Consider the following 21408-nt stretch of genomic DNA (forward strand, 5'->3'; position numbering starts at 1 on the left):
ACTCGGTTTATCAGTCAGACCGAAGTGAGGCTATCGCAGGCAAGCCAGCTCCCACACAAACCAGCTCTCACAGGGGATCAGCGCACCACGCCTTCCTCAATCAGCAGCTTGAGAATCGCCTCGGCACCCGCCTCGGGACTAAGCCCCTTGAGCACCTGCCCCCCGCCGCCGCTGGCCTTGGCCGTAGCAGCCTTCATGCGATCGGCGCCGCTCTTGGCCTTGATCACCTTGAGGCGCTTGGGCCGAGGCTTGGCCGGCTGCAGCACCGCACCTGTGAATAACTCATCCTGCTCAATCTCGACTTCATGGGCGGCCAATTCTCCGCGCTGCCCAGGGCCGTAAGCGCTTTGCCGTGGCTTGGGCGCGGCGTTATCCACCGTGGCCAGAAACGGCAGGCGCACCTTCAAGCGCCGCCGCTGCCCGCGCGGCAAGGCTTGCAGCACGTGGGCGATGCCGCCGTCGATGGACTCCACCTGCGCCAGGCCGACAACCAGCGGCCAGCCCAGTTGCTCGGCCAGCAGAAACGGCAACATGCCCGAGCCCTCGCCGGTTTCCGCCTGGCTGCCGGTGAGCACCACCTGGGCACCGGCACCGCGCAGGTAATCGCTGAGGGCCGGCAAGGCGTCAGCGCCGTCCGGCTGCTCAAGCACGTGCAATTGCGGCAAACCCATGCCCAGGTAACTGCGCAACGTCGGCTCGTGAATGTTGCCGGCGTGCAGCACCTGCAACTTATCCCCAGCCATTTGCAGGCCCAACTCGACGGCGCGGGCATCCTGCTCCGCGCGGCGAGGCCGACCGGAAGTGGGGTGGGCGCCGATGGATACCAAGCTGATTACAGGTGTTGTCATGGTCATGTCCTTAAGCCGCATCGCGCTTGGCGCCGTTGCGGTAGGCCTCGACCGCAGCGATCAAGGCTTGCAGAATCGCGGCGCTCTCGCCGATCACCGACAGGTCGGCACGCTTGATCATGTCGCAGCCCGGATCGAGGTTGATCGCCACCACCTTGTCGCAGGCGCCAATGCCTTGCAGGTGCTGGATCGCCCCGGAAATGCCCACGGCCACGTAAACCCGCGCCGTGACCCAGGTGCCACTGGCGCCGACCTGGCGATCACGCGCCATAAAGCCATCGTCCACCGCCACCCGCGAGGCGCCTTCGGTGGCGCCCAGGGCTGCGGCGGTTCGGTGGAACAGTGCCCAGTCCTTCACGCCATTGCCGCCGGAGAAAATAAACTCCGCTTCGGCCATGGGAATCGCGCCGGGGTCCACCGCTACCGCACCGAGGTCTTCGATACGCGGCAAGCTGCGCGCCAAGGGTGTGGATAACTCCACGGGCAATGCCTCGTGACGTGTTTCGCTGACCGGTTCGGCGCACTCCACGGCCGCCAGGATCAGGCGCGGCAATGGCCGGGCCAAGTCTTCCTGGCCCGCACCCGCGCGGCCGATGCATTCTTCGCCCTTGATCTGCCAGACCCGCGTGGCCGGGCGCTCCTTGAGGCTGGCGGCAAAACGCCGGCCCAACTCTCCACCGCCGCTGCGGCTGTCCGGCAGCAGCCAGTGGCGCGGGTTGAACTGGTTATCCACAGCCCGCAGGCCCTGGACGCGTTGCTCCGGTGAATAACCGTCGAATTCGTGGCCTTCCAACACCAGCAGGCGATCAACGCCGGCCGTGGCAAAGGCACTTTCCTTGTGTTCGCCAAACACCACCGCCAGCACAGCGCCGTCGCTGCCGGCGAGTTGCCGCGCCAGGCCGAGCACGTCGCGGTCGTGGCTGCTCAGGCGGCCGCCGACCATGTCCGGCACCACGCTGATATAAAACGCCGGCGCCGGTACCTGATGCAGCGGCAACTGCACTTGCACCGCCGCCGTGCGCTTGGCCGCGCCGCCCTGCTGGGCACCGCTGCGGTCAATGCGTTTGATGCCGTTGGGGCCGATAAAACCGACCCCATGTACGTTCTTGCGGATGACGCCGTTGGGTCCCATCCAGCTGTGTTGCAGCGGCTGCATCGCCGCATGCAGCGGGTGCAGGCGGTTGCGGGCAATCCATTCGGCCCGTGGGTCGCGGCGGATAATGTCGCTCATCAGTGCACCTCCGCAGGTTCACGCTTAATCGGGGCTTTTGCCGGGGCGGCGTCTTCGAGCAAAGCGTCAGCCACCAGTTCGGCGATGTCTTTGATCAACGGACGCGGTTCAACCACACCTTCGAGCATCGCCGTGCACTGCGGGCAACCCACAGCCACCAGCTCGGCGCCGGTTTCGCGGATGTCTTCCATGCGCATATCGGGAATGCGTTGCTTGCCGGGAATGTCAGTGATCGGCGCACCGCCACCGCCCCCGCAGCAGCGTGAACGGAAGCCCGAGCGTTGCATCTCCTTGACCTCGATGCCCAGCGCGCGCAGCACTTGGCGCGGCGCCTCGTATTCGCCGTTGTAGCGGCCCAGGTAACAAGGGTCGTGATAGGTCACGCTGTCGCCTTTGTGCTGGCCCAGGTTCAACGCGCCGTCGCCGATCAGTTCGGCCATGAAGGTGCTGTGGTGCTGCACCCGGTAGTTACCGTTGAAGGCGCCGTACTCGTTTTTGAGTACGTGGAAGCTGTGCGGGTCGCAGGTGACGATGCGTTTGAAGCAGTATTTTTCCAGGGTCTGGATATTGCGCGTGGCCAGCAGCTGGAAGGTGGCTTCATCGCCCAGACGCCTCGCGACGTCGCCGCTGTCGCGCTCTTCCAGGCCGAGCACCGCGAAGTCGACCTTGGCCGCTTTCAGCACTTTGACGAAGGCGCGCAGGGTGCGTTGGTTGCGCATGTCGAAGGCGCCGTCACCGACCCAGAACAACACGTCGGCGCTGCCTTTTTCACTGAACAGCGGCAGGTTCAGATCCGCCGCCCAGTTCAGGCGGCCGCCCGGTGCAAAACCGCCGGGGTTGTCGGTGGCGATCAGGTTTTCCAGGACTTCGGCGCCCTTGTTCGGCGTGGCGCCTTTTTCCAGGGTGAGGTGGCGGCGCATGTCGACGATGGCGTCCACGTGCTCGATCATCATCGGGCACTCTTCCACGCAGGCGCGGCAGGTGGTGCACGACCACAGGGTTTCGGCATCCACCAGGCCGTTGACGATCGGCTGGTGCGGGTTACCGCCGTGTTCGCCCACCGGTTTGCCGGGATACGGGCTGCCGGCGAACTTGGCATCGGTGCCACCGGCCAGGCCGACGACCATGTCCTGAATCAACTTCTTCGGGTTCAGCGGCTGGCCGGCGGCGAACGCCGGGCAAGCGGCTTCACACTTGCCGCATTGCACGCAGGCATCGAAGCCGAGCAGTTGGTTCCAGGTGAAATCCTTGGGTTTTTCCACGCCCAGCGGCGCGGTTTTATCGCTCAAGTCCAGCGGCTTCAAGCCGGTGGAACGGCCGCCGCCAAAACGTTCGGCGCGGCGGTGCCAGGCCAGGTGCAGCGCACCGGCGAAGGCGTGTTTCATCGGGCCGCCCCAGGTCATGCCGAAGAACATTTCCGACACGCCCCACAGCACGCCCAGGCTCAGCAATGCCGCCAGCAGCCAGCCGCCGAAGTCGGCCGGCAGAATCCCGGCCACCGGCAACGTCACCAGGAAGAAGCTCACCGAGAACGCCATCAGGCTTTTCGGCAGGCGCATCCACGGGCCTTTCGACAGGCGCGACGGCGGGTTGCGACGGCGCAGGTAGACGAACGTGGCGCCGACAAACATCAGCACCGACGCCAGCAGCAAGGCGTAGCCGAGGATGCGGTTATGCAGGCCGAAACCGTGCACCAGAATCGCCAGCAACGCCGACAGCACAAAGCCCAGGGCGGTGGCGACGTGGGTGTTGGCGATGTATTTGTCGCGGGCGACCACGTGGTGCAGGTCGACCATGTAACGCTTGGGCATGGCCAGCAGACCGCCGAGCAGGTCGACCTTGGAGGCGCGGCCGCGGCGCCACATGTTCACCCGGCGCAAGGCGCCCAGCAAAGCCAGGCCCAGCGCCGCGAACAAAAGAACAGGCAGCAAGGTGTTCAACATGGTGAAGCTCCCACAAACCGCACATATCTACTGTGAAACTGGCCTGAATGTGGGAGGGGGCTTGCCCCCGAAAGCGGTGGGTCAGCTACAGCTGTATCACCTGACCCGCCGCCATCGGGGGCAAGCCCCCTCCCACCTTTTTGACCGAGTTCACCTCGTCAGAAATCCTTGCACAGGCGCAGGGCGTCATAGATCGCGGCGTGGGTATTACGCTGCGCCACACAGTCACCGATGCGGAACAGCAAGTACCCCTCGCCCGGCTCGCTCAGGCACGGCTGCGGCTGGATCGCGAACAGCGCTTCGATGTCCATCTGGCCTTTGTTGCGCGAACCCTGCTTGAGCGCGTAGTAGATCTCTTCATCCGGACGCACGCCGTTCTCGACCACCACTTGATCGACCACGCGTTCTTCCTTGGCACCGGTGTATTCGTTCTCCAGCACCGCCACCAGCTTGTCGCCTTCGCGGTAGACCTTTTCCAGCATCATGTCGCCGGTCATGATCACTTCTTTCGGGTACATGCTGCGGTAGTAGGTCGGGAACGACGTACCGCCCACGGCCACACCCGGCTTGATGTCGTCGGTGACGATCTCGACCTGGCTGCCTTTGTCGGCCAGGAAGTCCGCCACCGACATGCCGGTGAATTCGCAAATGGTGTCGTACACCAGCACGTTCTTGCCCGGCGCGACCTTGCCATCGAGTACGTCCCAGCTGCTGACCACCAGGCCTTCGGCCGCGCCCCAATGTTCGTTCTGCTCCAGGAACGGGTGCCCGCCGACGGCCAGCACCACCACATCGGGGCGCAGGTCGAGGATCGCATCGGCGTTTGCCGCCACGCCCAGGCGCAGGTCGACGTTCAAGCGCGCCAGCTCCAGCTGGAACCAACGCGTAATACCGGCAATCTGGTCGCGCTGCGGTGCTTTGGAAGCGGTGGTGATTTGCCCGCCGATAAAGTCTTTCTTCTCGAACAACGTCACGTCATGGCCACGCTCGGCGGCAACGCGCGCCGCTTCCATCCCGGCAGGGCCGGCACCGACCACCACGACTTTGCGTTTGGGCCCGGTGGACTTCTCGATGATGTGCGGCACGCCCATGTACTCACGCGAGGTCGCGGCGTTCTGGATGCACAGCACATCCAGCCCTTGGTACTGACGGTCGATGCAGTAGTTGGCGCCGACGCACTGTTTGATCTGGTCGATCTGGCCCATCTTGATCTTGGCGATCAGGTGCGGGTCGGCGATGTGGGCGCGGGTCATGCCGACCATGTCCACGTAGCCGCCTTCCAGAATGCGCGTGGCCTGGTTCGGGTCCTTGATGTTCTGCGCGTGCAGCACCGGGGCCTTGACCACTTCCTTGATACCGGCGGCCAGGTGCAGGAATGGCTCCGGTGGATAACTCATGTTCGGGATCACGTTGGCCAGGGTGTTGTGGGTGTCACAGCCCGAGCCGACCACGCCGATAAAGTCGAGCATGCCGGTGTCGTCGTAATACTTGGCGATCTGTTTCATGTCCTCGTGGGACAGGCCGTCCGGGTGGAATTCATCGCCGCACAGGCGGATGCCCACGCAGAAATCCGGGCCGACCTCAGCCCGCACAGCCTTCAATACCTCAAGGCCAAAACGCATGCGGTTTTCAAAGCTGCCGCCCCATTCGTCGGTGCGTTTGTTGACACGCGGGCTCCAGAACTGGTCGATCATGTGCTGGTGCACCGCCGACAGTTCCACGCCATCCAGGCCTCCGGCCTTGGCGCGCGCCGCAGCGCTGGCGTAGTTGCCGATCACCCGCCAGATTTCTTCCGGCTCGATGGTTTTGCAGGTGGCGCGGTGCACCGGCTCGCGGATGCCCGACGGCGACAGCAATGTGGGCCAATGCTCGCCATCCCAACGCGAGCGACGGCCCATGTGGGTAATCTGGATCATGATCTTGGCGCCATGCTTGTGCATGGCATCGGCCAGGTTCTGGAAGTGCGGGATGATCCGGTCATCGGCCAGGTTCACCGATTTCCACCAGCCTTGCGGGCTGTCGATGGCCACACTGGAAGAACCGCCGCAGATCGCCAGGCCGATCCCGCCCTTGGCTTTCTCTTCGTAATACTTCACATAGCGGTCGGTGGTCATGCCGCCGTCGGTGGCATACACCTCGGCGTGGGCGGTACTGAGCACGCGGTTGCGGATGGTCAGTTTGCCGATCTGGATCGGCGCGAACATTGCTTCGAAAGCCATGGCACGGTTCCTCGACTTACAACGGCTTGACGGTGAACAGGCCGTCGTCGTGGCCCTCTTCGGAGCCTCCGTACACTTGCTCGGCCACGGTGCGGATCTGACTGCCACGCGCCTGCAGAATCTGGTCCATGGCGCCGGCAAACCAGCCGGTGAACATGTAGTCGACCTTGCGCCCGACCTTGCCGTACACGTAGACAAATGCCGAGTGCTCGAGCTTGACGCTGGCGGTGCCTTTGTCGAGGTCGATGTCCTGGATCTTGAACAGGCCCCAGCCGCGTTGCGACAGGCGCTTCATGTAGTGCTCGAACACCGCGACGCCTTCCAGGCCGTGGCATTCAGCTTCTTTTTCACACCAGTGCCAGGCGGATTTGTAGCCGGCCTTGTAGAGGATTTCGGCGTAGGCATCTGCGCCCAGCACTTCCTCGATACCCATGTGGTTGTTGACGAAGAAATGGCGCGGCACGTACAGCATCGGCAGGGCGTCGGAGGTCCAGACACCGGTTTCGCTGTCGACTTCGATTGGCAATTGCGGGGCGATCTTGGCCATGGAAACTTAACTCCAAAAAATTCGTTTGAATGCCCCAGGCACCGAATGGCCTGGGGAAAAGAAGTGTTGGCTGTGGCTTATTCGCCCCAGACGTCCTTGAGGACATTGACCCAGTTTTCGCCCATGATCTTGCGCACCACGCGCTCGCTGTGGCCGCGCTTGAGCAGGGTCTCGGTGAGGTTGGGGAACTCGCCCACGGTGCGGATGCCCAGCGGGTTGATGATCTTGCCGAAGCTGGTCAGGCGGCGGGCGTAGCCCTTGTCATGGGTCAGCATTTCAAAGAAATCCTGACCATGGCCCTGGGTGAAGTCGGTACCGATGCCGATGGCGTCTTCGCCGACGATGTTCATGGTGTATTCGATGGCTTCGGCGTAGTCGTCGATGGTCGAATCGATGCCCTTGGCCAGGAATGGCGCGAACATGGTCACGCCAACAAAACCGCCGTGGTCGGCGATAAACTTCAGCTCTTCATCGGATTTGTTGCGCGGGTGCTCTTTCAGGCCGGACGGCAGGCAGTGGGAGTAGCACACCGGCTTTTTCGATTCGAGGATGACTTCTTCGCTGGTTTTGGAACCGACATGGGACAGGTCGCACATGATGCCGACGCGGTTCATCTCGCCGACGACTTCACGGCCAAAACCTGACAGGCCGCCATCGCGCTCGTAGCAGCCGGTGCCGACCAGGTTTTGGGTGTTGTAGCACATCTGCACCACGCCCACCCCGAGCTGCTTGAAGATCTCGACGTAGCCCAACTGGTCTTCAAACGCATGGGCGTTTTGGAAGCCGAAGATGATGCCGGTTTTGCCCTGTTCCTTGGCTTTGCGGATGTCGGCGGTGGTTTTCACCGGGATCACCAGGTCGCTGTTCTCACGGATCAGAGTCTGGCTGGCCACGATGTTATTGATAGTGGCCTGGAAGCCTTCCCACACCGACACGGTGCAGTTGGCGGCGGTCAGCCCACCTTTGCGCATGTCCTCGAACAGGTCGCGGTTCCACTTGGCAATGATCAGCCCGTCGATAACGATGCTGTCGGCGTGCAATTGCGCTGGGCTCATCAGGCGTCCCCTTATTGGCGATTCATGCGCCGAATCGTCTGCCGGCGCTTTGGGGCCAGCATATGCCCAGGGGCTGAACGAACCGGGTGCAAAAACGACAGGGGAATTGCCGAAAGCGTCAATCCGCGACAAAGGCCTACATGACACGTCTGACTGACGACTGTTCTTTGTCTTACGCTTGAGCCAGAATTCCGCATCACCTGATATGAGACGGCGCAATGAAATCGATTTTCCTGGCTTTGGCACTCATCGCAACCGGCGTCCACGCGGCCGAAGACACCGACAACACGCCCTGCGATGGCATCGAAAACGACAAACAAACCCTGGAATGCGCCACTTACAACAAAACCACCGCTGAACAATTGCTCAAAGACAACTATCAAGGCCTGCTGGAACGCATGGGTTCGACCTATGGCAGCAACAAGTCGCAACTGGCCGACATTACCGCTCGTCTGAAGGATGCTCAGCAAAAGTGGGAAAAACTGCGTGACGCCGATTGCGCAGTGGACACCTTCCGGCAGTCAACGGCAGCAAGGAATACGCGATTCAACTCAATGACTGCCTGGCGCGGATGAGTGATGAGCGGTCGGAGTTTTTGGAGTCGATCGGGCAGGAATAAGCGACAATCTCTGCCACTTTCCTCTGTATCAAGGCCATTCATGACTATTTGCGGCATCGAAATCAAAGGCAGCGAAGCCATCATCGCTGTCGCCTCCCTGGAAAACCAGGCGCTGACCCACGTCGCCCTGGCCACCAAGAAAATCGCCCTGGAAGACGACGATGAGGCAGCCAACGTCAAAGCCTTCGCCGCGCAGGTGAAAGCGTTTGTGCAGGCAAACGCCATCACCCGCATCGCGATCAAGAAGCGCAGCAAGAAAGGCGAGTTCGCCGGTGGCCCGACCACGTTCAAGATTGAAGGCGTGTTTCAGCTGCTGGACGGCGTTGAGGTGACGTTGCTGTCGCCGCAGACCATCAATGCGCAGAACAAGAAGCACAATTTTGATCTGCCCGCTTCGCTGAACAAGTATCAGCATGAGGCCTACAAGGCGGCGTGTTCGGCGCTGGTAAAGAAATAAGCCACGACGCCTATCAAATGTGGGAGGGGGCTTGCCCCCGATGTCGGTGTTTCAGTCACTTATAGGCTGCTGACCCACCGCTATCGGGGGCAAGCCCCCTCTCACATTGGTTTTGTGGTGCGCTTCAGCGCTTGTGCAGCAGCCAATCCCCGAAGGATTTGTCTTCCAGAGCATAGCCGCCCCGGCTCGACTTCCACACCAGCTCCTTGTCGCGCAACGCATCAATGCAGGCCTGAATGGTCTGGGTGCCCGGCACCACATCGCTGCCCATGCCCTCCAGCGCTTTGCTCACCGCTGTGAGGGTGCTGTCGGTGAACGGCGCAAAGGGTTCGTTGTTCTGCGAACGCGCCACCATCACCTCCAGCACGGCGCGCTGGGGGATGGTGAGGTTGTTCCAGGCGCTTTCGAACTCCGTCCACACGCCCGCGCGCAGGAATTCAGCACGACTGTGCAGCAACTGGCCCAGGTTGCTCGCTTCGCCCAGCTCCAGCGCCACTTCGCCAATAATGGTGCGCAGCATCTCGGGGCGACGGCCTACCAGCTCGAAGGCTTCGTCGATATCCGCCGCGTCGAATTGATTGGTGCTGGCCAAATGCGCGTTGAGGTGCGCGGTGTAGGCTTGGGTGAACGCTTTGCCGAGCAAGGGAAACGGCGTGATGCTGGAGCCGAAGAACGGCTGGCTTTTGCCGAGGACCAAATGTGCGAGCTTGTCGCGGTTGGACCCGGTGAACACCAGGCGCAAGCCGCTGCCCTCTTCGTCACGGCCTTGGTTAAGCTGATCCCGGGCAGCTTTCAACGCGAACATCGCGTTAATACCGGACTCGGTGGTTAAAGCATGCTGCGCTTCGTCAATCACCAGCACCACGGGTTTTTCCGCGGCGCTGTGCAGCAACTCCAAGGCTTGGGTCAGTGTTGCACCGACGGGCAGTTGTGGCTTGGTGAAGTCCCAGGACAGGGTGCGCAGAAAGCTTAGTTTCTCGACGCCAATGTTCTTGGCGAGTTTGCGAATGCCCTTTTCATAAGGCACCAGCGCAGCGGCAATGGCGCTGGCGATCAACTCCGCCGGATCTTTCTCTTTATCGGCCCAGAGATCGACATACACCGTCAGCCAACCCCGCAGCTGGCACTCGGGGATCAGGTCTTCACGCAAAAAGGTGCTTTTCCCGGTGCGGCGCGGCGCCGCGAGAAACAGGCCAGAGGTAAAATCCTGAATACCGGCCCCCACCAAACCGTCGGCAATGCTGCCTGCCAGGGCGGGGCGGCGGAATACGAAGCCGCTGTTCTTCGACATGCTTTTATACTCAATTATTGAAAGGACTATAAATTATAGTAGTGAGTATAATTTACTATAATTGCCCATCAAACCACCTCCCGTCGCCGATCCTCCCTTGGGCACTTGGCAAACCGCGCCCGATAGCTGCGCGTGAAGTAAGAAGGCGACTCAAACCCGCACGCAATACTCACCTCCAACACACTCATGTCGCTCTGACGCAATAGCTGCCGGGCTTTTTCCAGGCGCAGGCCGAGGTAGAAATTGCTTGGCGTGTCGTTCAGATGCAGACGAAACAACCGCTCCAACTGGCGCCGGGTGACTTTGATCGCCTCGGCCAATGCCAGGGTGGTCAGCGGCGGTTCGGTGTGTTGTTCCATTTCACCGATCACTTGCACCAACTTCTTGTTGTTGATGCCGTAGCGCGTGGCGATCTGCATGCGCTGGTGGTCTTTGCGTGGGCGGATGCGGCCGAGCACGAATTGTTCGGAAACCTGAATCGCCAGGTCCGGGCCGTGGGCCTGGGCGATCAGGTCGAGCATCAGGTCGATGGACGCCGTGCCGCCCGCGCAAGTGATGCGACGGCGGTCGATTTCGAACAGCTCCTGGGTCACGGTGAGCTGTGGATAAGACTCCTTGAACGCATCGATGGCTTCCCAGTGCAGCGTGAGGCGGTGGCCATCGAGCAAGCCGGCCTCAGCGAGCACACAGGCGCCCGTGTCGATGGCGCCGAGGGTGACGCCGTCGTGGTCGAGGCGGCGCAGCCAGTGCTCCAGCGCGGGCGTGGTGAACTTCAAGGGTTCGAAGCCGGCGACCACCATCAGCGTCGCGCCTTTTTTCAGCGGCTCCAATGCGGCGTCGGCGTTGACCGACATGCCATTGCTCGCCAGCACCGCGCCGCCGTCGGCGCTCAGCACATGCCAGCGGTACAGCTCGCCGCGAAAGCGGTTGGCCACGCGCAGCGGTTCCAGCGCAGAGATAAAGCCGATGGCCGAGAAACCCGGCATCAGCAGAAAGTAGAAATCCTGGGACATGGTGGCGCTCTCGTAGGACGGGCAGCGTGGTCACTGTGATACGCCAGTTCAACCGGCCATTCAAGAGCACAGGTCGCTGCAGTGCAAGAGCTGGTCGCCGCCGTGCGCTTTGCCGCCCCTCAAGCTGCGTAACTTGATCCCACGGCGCACAAAGACGCCGGAACCCACAATAACGACCTGCCGAGGGATCCACCATGAACCGACTGATCAGCCGCTGCGTGCTTGCACTCAGCGCCAGCGCCATTTTGAGCACCAACGTGATGGCAGCCGATGCGGCGTCTTGCCAAAACGTGCGCATGGGCGTGGTGAACTGGACCGACGTGATCGCCACCAGCGCCATGACCCAAGTGTTGCTCGACGGCCTCGGCTACAAGACCAAACAGACCAGCGCGTCCCAGCAAATCATCTTCGCCGGCATTCGCGACCAACGCCTGGACTTGTTCCTGGGTTACTGGAACCCGCTGATGACCCAGACCATCACGCCATTCGTCGACGCCAAGCAAGTCAAAGTCCTCGAGAAACCCAGCCTGGAAGACGCGCGCGCCACCCTCGCCGTGCCGACTTACCTGGCGGACAAGGGCCTGAAAACCTTCGCCGACATCGCCAAATTCGAGAAGGAACTGGGCGGCAAGATCTACGGCATCGAGCCAGGCTCGGCGCCAACACCCAGATCAAGGCGATGATTGCCAAGAACCAGTTCGGCCTGGGCAAATTCCAGCTGGTGGAGTCCAGCGAAGCCGGCATGCTCGCCGCCGTCGACCGCGCGGTACGCCGCAAGGAAGCCGTGGTGTTCTTTGGCTGGGCGCCACACCCGATGAACGTCAACGTCGCGATGACCTACCTCACCGGCAGCGACGACGCCCTGGGCCCGAACGAAGGCATGGCCACGGTGTGGAGCGTCACGTCGCCGACCTACGCCGAACAGTGCCCGAACGTGCACAAGCTGCTGACCAACCTGACCTTCACCGCCGCCGACGAGAGCCGGATGATGCAGCCGTTGCTGGATCACAAGGACGCCATTGAGTCCGCCAAGCAGTGGCTCAAGGACCACCCGCAAGACCAGCAGCGCTGGCTTGAAGGCGTGACCACCTTCGACGGCAAGCCCGCCGCGGCCAACCTGCAACTGACCAGCCAATAACCTGATTCGAATCACCGTGTCGCAGCCGCTGTGGGCTGCGAGCGGCATCACTACGCCCGCCCGTAAGGAACCGACTCATGAACCACGACGTCATCATCACCTGCGCACTCACCGGTGCTGGCGACACGACCGGCAGAAGCCCACACGTGCCGGTCACTCCCAAACAAATCGCCGCCGCCGCCGTGGAAGCCGCCAAGGCGGGGCCACCGTGGTGCACTGCCACGTGCGTGATCCGCAAACCGGCAAGTTCAGCCGCGACGTCGCGCTGTACCGCGAAGTGATGGAGCGCATCCGCGAGACCGACATCGACATCATCGTCAACCTCACCGCCGGCATGGGCGGCGACCTGGAGATCGGCGGTGGCGAGAACCCGATGGAGTTCGGCCCCAACACCGACCTGGTCGGCCCGCTGACGCGCCTGGCGCACGTTGAAGAGCTGCTGCCGGAAATCTGCACCCTGGACTGCGGCACGCTGAACTTTGGCGATGGCGACACCATTTACGTGTCCACCCCGGCCCAGCTGCGTGCTGGCGCCAAGCGCATCCAGGAGCTAGGCGTTAAGGCTGAGCTGGAAATCTTCGACACCGGCCACCTGTGGTTCGCCAAGCAGATGATCAAGGAAGGCCTGCTCGACAACCCGCTGTTCCAACTCTGCCTGGGCATCCCCTGGGGCGCGCCGGCCGACACCACCACCATGAAAGCCATGGTCGACAACCTGCCCGCCGACGCGGTGTGGGCCGGCTTCGGTATCGGCCGCATGCAAATGCCGATGGCGGCCCAAGCGGTGCTGCTGGGCGGCAACGTGCGAGTCGGCCTGGAAGACAACCTGTGGCTGGACAAGGGCGTGCTCGCCACCAACGGCCAACTGGTGGAACGCGCCAGTGAAATCCTCAGCCGCCTGGGCGCGCGGGTCATGACCCCGGCGCAAGGCCGAATCAAGATGGGCCTGACCAAGCGCGGCTAAGTCAGGCACCACAAAACCCTGTGGGAGCCGGGCTTGTGTGGGAGCGGGCTTGCTCGCGAAAGCGGTGAATCCGTCACCGAATGCATCAACTGACATACCGCATTCGCGAGCAAGCCCGCTCCCACATTTGAACCGGTTCCTCACACAGAATTTGCGAATACTTTAGGAATTTGCCATGCGCTTTATCACCGAAATCAAAACCTTCGCCGCCCTCGGCAGCGGCGTTATCGGCAGCGGTTGGGTATCCCGCGCCCTCGCCCACGGCCTGGATGTGGTCGCCTGGGACCCGGCGCCCGGTGCCGAAGCGGCCCTGCGCAAACGCGTCGCCAATGCCTGGGGCGCCTTGGAGAAACAAGGCCTGGCACCGGGTGCATCCCAAGACCGCCTGCGCTTTGTCGACACTATTGAAGCGTGCGTGAAAGACGCCGACTTCATCCAGGAAAGCGCCCCGGAACGCCTGGCGCTGAAACTGGAACTGCACAGCAAAATCAGCGCAGCGGCCAAGCCGAATGCACTGATTGGGTCGAGTACTTCGGGTCTGTTGCCGAGTGAGTTCTACGAAGGTTCCACCCACCCGGAACGCTGCGTGGTCGGCCACCCGTTCAACCCGGTTTACCTGCTGCCGCTGGTGGAAGTGGTGGGCGGCCAAAACACCGCGCCCGAAGCGATACAGGCGACGATCACGGTGTATGAATCCCTTGGCATGCGCCCGCTGCATGTGCGTAAGGAAGTGCCGGGGTTTATCGCTGACCGCTTGCTAGAAGCGTTGTGGCGTGAGGCGCTGCACCTGGTGAATGACGGCGTGGCGACCACTGGCGAAATCGACGATGCGATCCGCTTTGGCGCCGGCTTGCGCTGGTCGTTCATGGGCACCTTCCTCACTTACACGCTGGCGGGCGGCGATGCCGGTATGCGCCACTTCATGGCGCAGTTCGGCCCGGCGCTGCAGTTGCCGTGGACGTATTTGCCGGCACCGGAGTTGACCGACAAGTTGATCGACGATGTGGTCGATGGCACCAGCGATCAGTTGGGCACACACAGCATTTCGGCGCTGGAGCGCTATCGTGATGATTGCCTGTTGGCGGTGCTGGAGGCGGTAAAGACCACCAAAGCCAAGCACGGTATGAGCTTCGCCGAGTAACTGCTGTTGATTTCCTGTGGGGGCTGGCTTGCCTGCGACAGCGGTGTACGACTCACCGCCGCCATCGCAGGCAAGCCAGCTCCCACAGTTGACCGAGTAATGACCTGGAATCCCAGACATGCCTGCACTGACCACCTACACCACCAAAATCCAGCCCGACTGGGTGGATTACAACGGCCACCTGCGCGATGCGTTCTACCTGTTGATTTTCAGCTACGCCACCGACGCGCTGATGGACACCCTGGGTCTGGACAGTGAAAACCGTGAGGCCAGCGGCCATTCACTGTTCACGTTGGAACTGCACCTGAACTACCTGCATGAGGTGAAACTCGGTGCCGAGGTCGAGGTGCGCACTCAGCTGATCGCCCACGATGCCAAACGCCTGCACCTCTATCACAGCCTGCACCTGGTCGCAGAGGAGAAGGAACTGGCCGGCAACGAACAGATGCTGCTGCACGTCGACCTCGCCGGTCCGCATTCGGCGCCGTTCACCGAGGCCACCCTGGAAAAACTCATCGCGATCAGCGCGCAGCAGGCCGAGTTGCCACGCCCCGCCCTCCTCGGCCGCGTGATTGGATTGCCGCCCAAAAAACAATAAGGAGCCCCCATGCAAACCGCCGCCGCTGTTGCCGATTTTCGTACTTACCCAACCATCAGCGACCTCGCCGAGGTGCAGGTGCTGACCGATCAGCTACGCGTGCGATGGGCCGATGGCCGGGTGAGCCCGTTTCATCATCAGTGGCTGCGCGACAACTGCCCGTGCGCGCAATGCGTGTACAGCGTGACCCGCGAGCAGGTGTTCGAGATTGTCGATGTGGACGAACACCTGACTGCCGTCAGCGCGCAGATCGATCAGGGATGCCTGAGCGTGCAATGGAGCGGCGGCCATCGCAGCCACTACGATCCGGGCTGGTTGCGGGCCCATGCCTATGACGACGAATCACGCGCCGAACGCCGTGCAGCCAAACCAGCATCGCAGCGATGGGACAGCACCTTCGCGTTGCCCGTTTTCGACTACGCGGGCGTGATGCAAGACCCGAACATCCTGCTGCAATGGTTGCTGGCCTTGCGTGACGCGGGCCTCACGCAAATCCGTGGCGTGCCCACCGAACCTGGCTCGCTGGCGCTGATCGCCAAGCGCATTTCGTTTATCCGCGAGAGCAACTTCGGCGTGCTCTTCAACGTGCGGTCCAAGGCCGATGCCGACAGCAATGCCTACACCGCTTTCAACCTGCCGTTGCACAGCGATTTGCCCACGCGGGAGCTGCAGCCGGGGCTGCAATTTCTGCATTGCCTGGTGAACGAGGCCACCGGCGGCGAGAGCATTTTTGTCGACGGGTTCGCCATCGCCCATGCACTGCGCAGCGAAGACCCTGAAGCGTTTCGTGCGTTGTGTGAAATCCTCGTGGAGTTTCGCAATAAAGACCGTCACAGCGACTATCGCCGCCTGGCGCCGATCATTGCGCTGGATGCCTTGGGTGACGTGGCGGAGATCCGCATGGCCAACTTTTTGCGCGGGCCGTTCGAGGCGCCGGTGGAGCAGATGCCGTTGTTGTATCGCGCGTATCGGCGCTTTATTGCGATGACCCGCGAGGACCGTTTCAGGCTGGTCAAACGGCTGAATCCGGGGGAGTTGTGGTGCTTTGATAACCGCCGCACCTTGCATGCGCGCAATGCGTTTGACCCGGCTTCCGGGGCGCGGCATTTCCAAGGGTGTTACATCGACCGGGATGAGTTGCTCTCGCGGATTCTGGTGTTGCAGCGGTAGACCGCGGCGCGGCCATCGCGGGCAAGCCCGCTCCCACATTTGACGGCGTTCACAATTCAAAAAGGTGGGAGCTGGCTTGCCTGCGATGAGGCCAGTGCAGTCACCACAAAACCCAGGCAAAAAAAGCCCCGATCAAGCCGTGACAAGACCGGGGCAGAGTGCTTGGTGTGAGCGTGACATCCCGAGGGTGACCAAACCTTCAAGCTGCGTGCCTGGCATTCAGTGTGCCTATTACTTCTGTCGGTAAATGACCCGAAAACGACCTGCTCATAGCCATATGAGCCATTCGTCAATTCTGCCCTTGCCGACCGGCCGGGGCCTACCAGAATCCCAGTCAGTCCCCGCTCCCTACACCAGGATGAACGTCATGATGCACGCGGATTTGATTGACCAGGATGACCTGCTGGGCCAACTGCGCTCGCTGGGTTTTGAAGTCTCCAGCGGTGCCACCGCCGAGCAGGCTTGCGAGTGCGCGGTACGTGGTTTGAGCGCTGCGCGGGCCAAGGCGCTCAAGGGCATGGTGGAACAGATGTACACCGGCAGTGCGACGATCTTGCCGGCCGTACGCCAGGCGATCGACAAACAGTTGTTGCCGGCGTTGGTGCAGTTCAAGCAGAACTCCGGCGCCTGACAGTCCCCTATGGCGAGCGGGCTTGCCCCGCGTTGGGCTGCGCAGCAGCCCCATTCCAGGCAATGCGGTGTATCAGACGAACCTCAACAAGAGGTTTTGGGCCGCTGCGCAGCCCAACGCGGGGCAAGCCCGCTCGCCACCAGGTTGGGTTAGAGCCTTACACTCGCAAACGTCGACTCGTTCCTGGCCTGGCTCAACGCCGACATCGGCCCGGACAACGGTGACAACACCAGCGCCTGTGGAATCGGCATCATCGCCACTTGTTGGGTAGTGTTGGACCCTACGCGCTCATCGCGCGGCGGAATGCCGAAGTATTCGCGGTAGCACTTGGAGAAGTGCGGCGTGGACACAAACCCGCACACCGAGGCCACTTCGATGATCGACATCGGCGTTTGCTTGAGCAACTGCCGTGCACGGATCAGGCGCAGCTTGAGGTAGTAGCGCGACGGCGAGCAGTGCAGGTATTTCTGGAACAACCGCTCCAGCTGACGACGCGACACGGCGACGTATACAGCCAGCTCGTCCAGGTCGATCGGCTCTTCGAGGTTGGCTTCCATCAGCGCGACGATTTCCTGCAGCTTCGGCTGGTTGGTGCCGAGCATGTGCTTGAGCGGCACACGCTGGTGATCCTGTTCGTTGCGGATGCGTTCGTACACAAACATTTCGGAAATAGCGGCCGACAATTCACGGCCGTGGTCGCGGCTGATCAGGTGCAGCATCATGTCCAGCGGCGCGGTGCCGCCGGAGCTGGTGAAGCGGTTGCGGTCGAGGGTAAACAGGCGCGTGCTCATGGCCACGCGCGGGAAGGCTTCCTGCATCGACGCCAGGCATTCCCAGTGCACGCTGCAATCAAAACCGTCGAGCAAACCGGCGCAGGCCAAGGCCCAACTGCCGGTGCACACCGCGCCAAGACGACGCGACTGACGCGCCTGGCTTTGCAGCCACGAGACGTGCTCACGGGTAACGGTACGCTGGATTCCCACGCCGCCGCACACGATCACAGTGTCCAGGGCCGGGGCTTTGTGCATGGAGGCATCGGGGGTGATTTGCAGGCCGTCGCTGGCCCACACCTGGTTGCCGTCGACACTCAGGGTTGTCCAGCGATACAGCTCGCGGCCGGACAGCTGGTTGGCCATGCGCAGCGGTTCCACTGCCGAGGCCAGGGAAATCAGCGTGAAATTGTCCAGCAGCAAAAAGCCGATGGATTGAGGCGCACGGTTCTGGGGTTGAGCCCCGGAGTTGAACGACGTCATCGCGGTATCTCCTCACACAAAGCGGGTGATGGCCTCAGGCGAGGCTCTTGTTATTGCGCTCACCCTGGAAAGGAGAGGCTTTGAATTGATAGAGCAAATGCCATGCCTAAAATTGAATGGCCATTCAATAACTCCTGAAAACGACCTGATGACGCGTCTATATAAGCCCGCGTAAGGAGTGCGGGATAGGCCCCGAAAAGGCCGCTGGAGTGAGCCTGCTCACGGGGTGTGAGCAGATCGGTAGCACTTGTGGGAAGGCGCTTTGAGCGCGTGGGAAAAGTCTGTCACCGCACGCACAGGTGACGGGTGGTCGGGCGAGGAATCGTCTGAGGGCTACTTGTCTGTTTGCGACGCGCTAAAAGGTGGCGCTTTTGGGTCCGGGTGTTCACTTTATGAGCAGTGTTGGACGGACTACCGCTATCGGGGGCAAGCCCCTCCCACCTTTTGAATTGTGAATACCTTCAAGTGTGGGAGGGGGCTTGCCCCCGATTAGCCGCAACTCGGTCTCAGCACTCGACAGCACTCACCGCCAACCCGCCCCGCGAGGTTTCCTTGTACTTGTCGTGCATGTCCGCGCCGGTATCGCGCATGGTGCGGATCACCCGGTCCAGGGAGATAAAGTGCTGGCCATCGCCACGCAGCGCCATCTGCGCCGCGTTGATGGCTTTTACCGCGGCAATCGCGTTGCGCTCGATGCACGGCACTTGCACCAGGCCGCCCACCGGGTCGCAGGTCAGGCCGAGGTTGTGTTCCAGGCCGATTTCGGCGGCGTTGCACAATTGTTCCGGCGTGGCGCCAAGGATTTCCGCCAGCCCCGCCGCGGCCATGGCGCACGCCGAACCCACTTCACCCTGGCAGCCGACTTCGGCGCCGGAAATCGAGGCGTTCTTTTTGCACAAAATTCCCACGGCCGCCGCGCTGAGCAAATAGTCGACCACGTTGGCTTCGGTCACCTCGTCGCTGAATTTCATGAAGTAGTGCAGCACCGCCGGGATGATCCCCGCCGCGCCATTGGTCGGTGCGGTGACCATGCGCCCACCCGCTGCGTTTTCCTCATTCACCGCCAGGGCGAACAGGTTGACCCACTCCATCGCGCTCAAGGTCGAGCCAATCACATTGGGCTTGTTCAACTCCTGCAAGCTGCGGTGCAACTTGGCGGCGCGGCGCCGCACGTTCAAGCCGCCGGGCAGGATGCCTTCGTGCTTGAGGCCCTGCTCCACGCAATCTTGCATGGCGCGCCAGAGCTTCATCAGGCCGCTGCGGATTTCTTCTTCGCCGCGCCAAGTCTTTTCGTTGGCCAGCATCAACTCGGCCACGCGCAGGTTATGGGTTTTGCACAGCTGCAACAGCTCTACAGCGCTGGAAAAATCATACGGCAGCTCGGTGCGGTCCATATCCGCCACGCCGCTTTGCGCCTGGGCCTGGTCCACCACAAAACCGCCGCCGACCGAATAGTAGGTATCGCGGTGCAGCTCGCCGTCATCGCCGAACACCACAAGGGTCATGGCGTTAGGGTGAAACGGCAGGTTTTCGTCAAGCAGGCGCATGTCGCGCGCCCAGACGAAGGGCACCGGCAGGCGGCCGTCGAGCAAGAGCGTGTCGGTCTCGCGCAGGGTATGAATACGCAGGCCGATGTGCGCCGGGTCGATTGCGTCCGGCCATTCGCCCATCAGGCCCATGATGGTCGCGGTGTCGCTGCCGTGGCCGATGCCGGTGGCCGACAAGGAGCCGTACAGCTGAACTTCAACGCGCCTGACCTGTTCCAACAGTTCACGTTCACGTAATGCCTGGACGAACAACGCCGCGGCGCGCATGGGGCCGACGGTGTGAGAACTAGAAGGCCCGATGCCGATCTTGAACAGGTCGAAAACACTGATAGCCATTGCGGTAGAACTCCTCGATAAGCACGGCCAGGCTTTAACGAGGTGCTACGCTCAGATCGCCCAGATGGCGGCATCATCAAGCTTTTGCTTGCCCTCACGGCGTCTCACACCGACGTAACCATGCTCACCAACGCCGCCCTCGTGCGATCGGGCGTTTTGGCCGTTTTTAGCGGTGCAGATCGGTAAAAACTGCGGTTTTGCCATTGGAAAAACCTGTAAGCGACGTCACCGACACTGGATACGACCATCCCTGTACTGGATACGACGCCCCCTGTAGGCGTCAGATTTTCACTGGTACATGATCAGTCTCGACTCGCTTGCAAGGCACCGTGCCGTCGCCTCGATGCACGCCCCAACCGCAACACATATAAAGCGCGGCGAATGCCGCCAGAAAAGACACAGGAGTCTACCCCGATGAAAGGTTCACCCTCGTTGTTGTTGGCCGCCATGCTGAGTCTGCCAGTTGTGGCACACGCTGCAGAACCGGAACAGTGCAAGACCGTCAACTTCTCCGATGTCGGCTGGACCGACATCACCGTCACGACCGCGACCACCAGCGAAGTCCTCAAGGGCCTGGGCTACAAGCCGCGCACCACGATGATTTCGGTACCGGTGACTTACAAGTCACTGGCCGACGGCAAGAACATGGACATCTTCCTCGGCAACTGGATGCCGACCATGGAAAACGACATCAAGCAGTACCGTGATGCCGGCACCGTGGAAACCGTGCGCGCCAACCTGGAAAACGCCAAGTACACCCTGGCGGTCCCGGAGGCGCTGTACAACAAGGGCCTTAAAGACTTCGCCGACATCGTCAAATTCAAGGATGAACTGGGCGGCAAGATCTACGGGATCGAGCCGGGTAACGACGGCAACCGCACCATCCAGACCCTCATCGACAAAGACGCCTTCGGCTTGAAAACCGCCGGCTTCAAAGTGGTCGAGTCCAGCGAAGCCGGGATGCTCTCGCAAGTGGAACGCGCCTCCAAGCGTGACCAGGCCATCGTATTCCTGGGCTGGGAACCGCACCCGATGAACACCCGCTTCAAGATGAAGTACCTGACCGGCGGTGACGACTCGTTCGGCCCCAACTACGGCCAGGCCACCATCTACACCAACGTTCGCAAGGGCTACACCCAGGAATGCAGCAACGTTGGCCAATTGCTGAAAAACCTGTCGTTCACCTTGAACATGGAAAGCACCCTGATGGGTAACGTCCTTGACGACAAGATGAAGCCTGACGCCGCGGCCAAAGCCTGGCTGAAGAAGAACCCGCAAGTGCTCGACACCTGGCTGGCCGGTGTGACCACCGTGGATGGCAAACCCGGTTTGGAGGCCGTCAAAGCTTACCTCGACAAGTAATCGCTGACCCCGGGCCGGTGCGCTGGCCCGGGATGTTTTCCCCTT

General features: G+C 61.8%; 17 protein-coding genes and 3 pseudogenes. 9 read left to right on the plus strand and 11 right to left on the minus strand.

What is annotated here, in order from left to right:
- Positions 1 to 77: 77 nt before the first annotated feature.
- The 6 genes from AB5I78_RS26990 to AB5I78_RS27015 all read right to left on the minus strand — a co-directional run bounded on the left by AB5I78_RS26990 (position 78) and on the right by AB5I78_RS27015 (position 7843).
- Positions 78 to 848, minus strand: coding sequence for an electron transfer flavoprotein subunit beta (locus tag AB5I78_RS26990; protein ID WP_145157547.1), 771 nt, complete (start codon positions 846 to 848; stop codon positions 78 to 80).
- A 10-nt stretch (positions 849 to 858) separates the two neighbouring features.
- Positions 859 to 2079 carry an electron transfer flavoprotein subunit alpha/FixB family protein gene (locus AB5I78_RS26995; protein ID WP_369301998.1) on the minus strand — a complete coding sequence of 407 codons (1221 nt, stop codon included), beginning with the start codon at positions 2077 to 2079 and terminating at the stop codon, positions 859 to 861.
- A complete protein-coding gene (gene dgcB, locus AB5I78_RS27000) occupies positions 2079 to 4022 on the minus strand; it encodes a dimethylglycine demethylation protein DgcB (protein WP_242200649.1) in 1944 nt (647 codons plus the stop codon). The genes AB5I78_RS26995 and dgcB overlap by 1 nt, the downstream gene beginning before the upstream one ends.
- A gap of 158 nt (positions 4023 to 4180) precedes the next feature.
- Positions 4181 to 6241: a dimethylglycine demethylation protein DgcA gene (gene dgcA, locus AB5I78_RS27005; protein ID WP_145157554.1), complete on the minus strand. Its 2061-nt coding sequence runs from the start codon at positions 6239 to 6241 to the stop codon at positions 4181 to 4183.
- A 16-nt stretch (positions 6242 to 6257) separates the two neighbouring features.
- On the minus strand, positions 6258 to 6788 hold the full coding sequence (locus tag AB5I78_RS27010) for a DUF5943 domain-containing protein (protein WP_034116150.1): 531 nt from the start codon (positions 6786 to 6788) through the stop codon (positions 6258 to 6260).
- Positions 6789 to 6865: 77 nt separating this feature from the next.
- Complete coding sequence (locus AB5I78_RS27015; RefSeq protein ID WP_119737560.1) at positions 6866 to 7843, minus strand: dipeptidase; 978 nt, start codon at positions 7841 to 7843, stop codon at positions 6866 to 6868.
- Between the two features lie 218 nt (positions 7844 to 8061).
- Between AB5I78_RS27015 and AB5I78_RS27020 the strand changes: the two are divergent.
- Positions 8062 to 8462 (plus strand): annotated as a pseudogene (locus tag AB5I78_RS27020) (lysozyme inhibitor LprI family protein).
- Between the two features lie 40 nt (positions 8463 to 8502).
- Complete coding sequence (locus tag AB5I78_RS27025) at positions 8503 to 8919, plus strand: DUF3010 family protein (RefSeq protein WP_369301997.1); 417 nt, start codon at positions 8503 to 8505, stop codon at positions 8917 to 8919.
- Positions 8920 to 9043: 124 nt separating this feature from the next.
- On the opposite strand, the gene AB5I78_RS27030 is transcribed toward AB5I78_RS27025, so the two are convergent.
- Positions 9044 to 10210: an AAA family ATPase gene (locus AB5I78_RS27030; protein ID WP_369301996.1), complete on the minus strand. Its 1167-nt coding sequence runs from the start codon at positions 10208 to 10210 to the stop codon at positions 9044 to 9046.
- 68 nt (positions 10211 to 10278) lie between these two features.
- A complete protein-coding gene (locus AB5I78_RS27035) occupies positions 10279 to 11223 on the minus strand; it encodes a GlxA family transcriptional regulator (RefSeq protein ID WP_106575597.1) in 945 nt (314 codons plus the stop codon).
- A gap of 194 nt (positions 11224 to 11417) precedes the next feature.
- Here AB5I78_RS27035 and AB5I78_RS27040 point away from each other — a divergent pair.
- The 6 genes and pseudogenes from AB5I78_RS27040 (at position 11418) to AB5I78_RS27065 (ending at position 16865) form a co-directional block, all read left to right on the plus strand.
- Positions 11418 to 12361, plus strand: a pseudogene (locus AB5I78_RS27040) (choline ABC transporter substrate-binding protein).
- 77 nt (positions 12362 to 12438) lie between these two features.
- A pseudogene (locus AB5I78_RS27045) lies at positions 12439 to 13325 on the plus strand (3-keto-5-aminohexanoate cleavage protein).
- A gap of 175 nt (positions 13326 to 13500) precedes the next feature.
- Complete coding sequence (locus AB5I78_RS27050; protein WP_369301993.1) at positions 13501 to 14466, plus strand: L-carnitine dehydrogenase; 966 nt, start codon at positions 13501 to 13503, stop codon at positions 14464 to 14466.
- A gap of 118 nt (positions 14467 to 14584) precedes the next feature.
- A complete protein-coding gene (locus AB5I78_RS27055; protein ID WP_369301992.1) occupies positions 14585 to 15064 on the plus strand; it encodes a thioesterase family protein in 480 nt (159 codons plus the stop codon).
- A gap of 9 nt (positions 15065 to 15073) precedes the next feature.
- The gene (locus tag AB5I78_RS27060; RefSeq protein ID WP_369301991.1) at positions 15074 to 16234 is read left to right on the plus strand and encodes a gamma-butyrobetaine dioxygenase; all 1161 of its coding nucleotides are present in this window, start codon (positions 15074 to 15076) and stop codon (positions 16232 to 16234) included.
- A 367-nt stretch (positions 16235 to 16601) separates the two neighbouring features.
- Complete coding sequence (locus tag AB5I78_RS27065) at positions 16602 to 16865, plus strand: hypothetical protein (protein WP_106575603.1); 264 nt, start codon at positions 16602 to 16604, stop codon at positions 16863 to 16865.
- Between the two features lie 149 nt (positions 16866 to 17014).
- On the opposite strand, the gene AB5I78_RS27070 is transcribed toward AB5I78_RS27065, so the two are convergent.
- The 3 genes from AB5I78_RS27070 to AB5I78_RS27080 all read right to left on the minus strand — a co-directional run bounded on the left by AB5I78_RS27070 (position 17015) and on the right by AB5I78_RS27080 (position 20205).
- Positions 17015 to 18118: a GlxA family transcriptional regulator gene (locus AB5I78_RS27070; protein ID WP_005792167.1), complete on the minus strand. Its 1104-nt coding sequence runs from the start codon at positions 18116 to 18118 to the stop codon at positions 17015 to 17017.
- A 506-nt stretch (positions 18119 to 18624) separates the two neighbouring features.
- Entirely contained in the window at positions 18625 to 20001 is a 1377-nt protein-coding gene (locus AB5I78_RS27075) for an L-serine ammonia-lyase (RefSeq protein WP_262209424.1), read from the minus strand.
- Positions 20002 to 20052: 51 nt separating this feature from the next.
- Positions 20053 to 20205 (minus strand): hypothetical protein, encoded by a 153-nt coding sequence (locus AB5I78_RS27080; RefSeq protein WP_178119641.1) that lies wholly within the window; start codon positions 20203 to 20205, stop codon positions 20053 to 20055.
- A 210-nt stretch (positions 20206 to 20415) separates the two neighbouring features.
- Between AB5I78_RS27080 and AB5I78_RS27085 the strand changes: the two genes are divergently transcribed.
- Positions 20416 to 21363 (plus strand): choline ABC transporter substrate-binding protein, encoded by a 948-nt coding sequence (locus AB5I78_RS27085; RefSeq protein WP_145157577.1) that lies wholly within the window; start codon positions 20416 to 20418, stop codon positions 21361 to 21363.
- Positions 21364 to 21408 lie beyond the last annotated feature (45 nt).

Origin of the sequence: Pseudomonas sp. N2-3-1-14, assembly GCF_041228395.1 — a bacterium.
In the GTDB taxonomy this organism is placed as follows: Bacteria; Pseudomonadota; Gammaproteobacteria; order Pseudomonadales; family Pseudomonadaceae; genus Aquipseudomonas.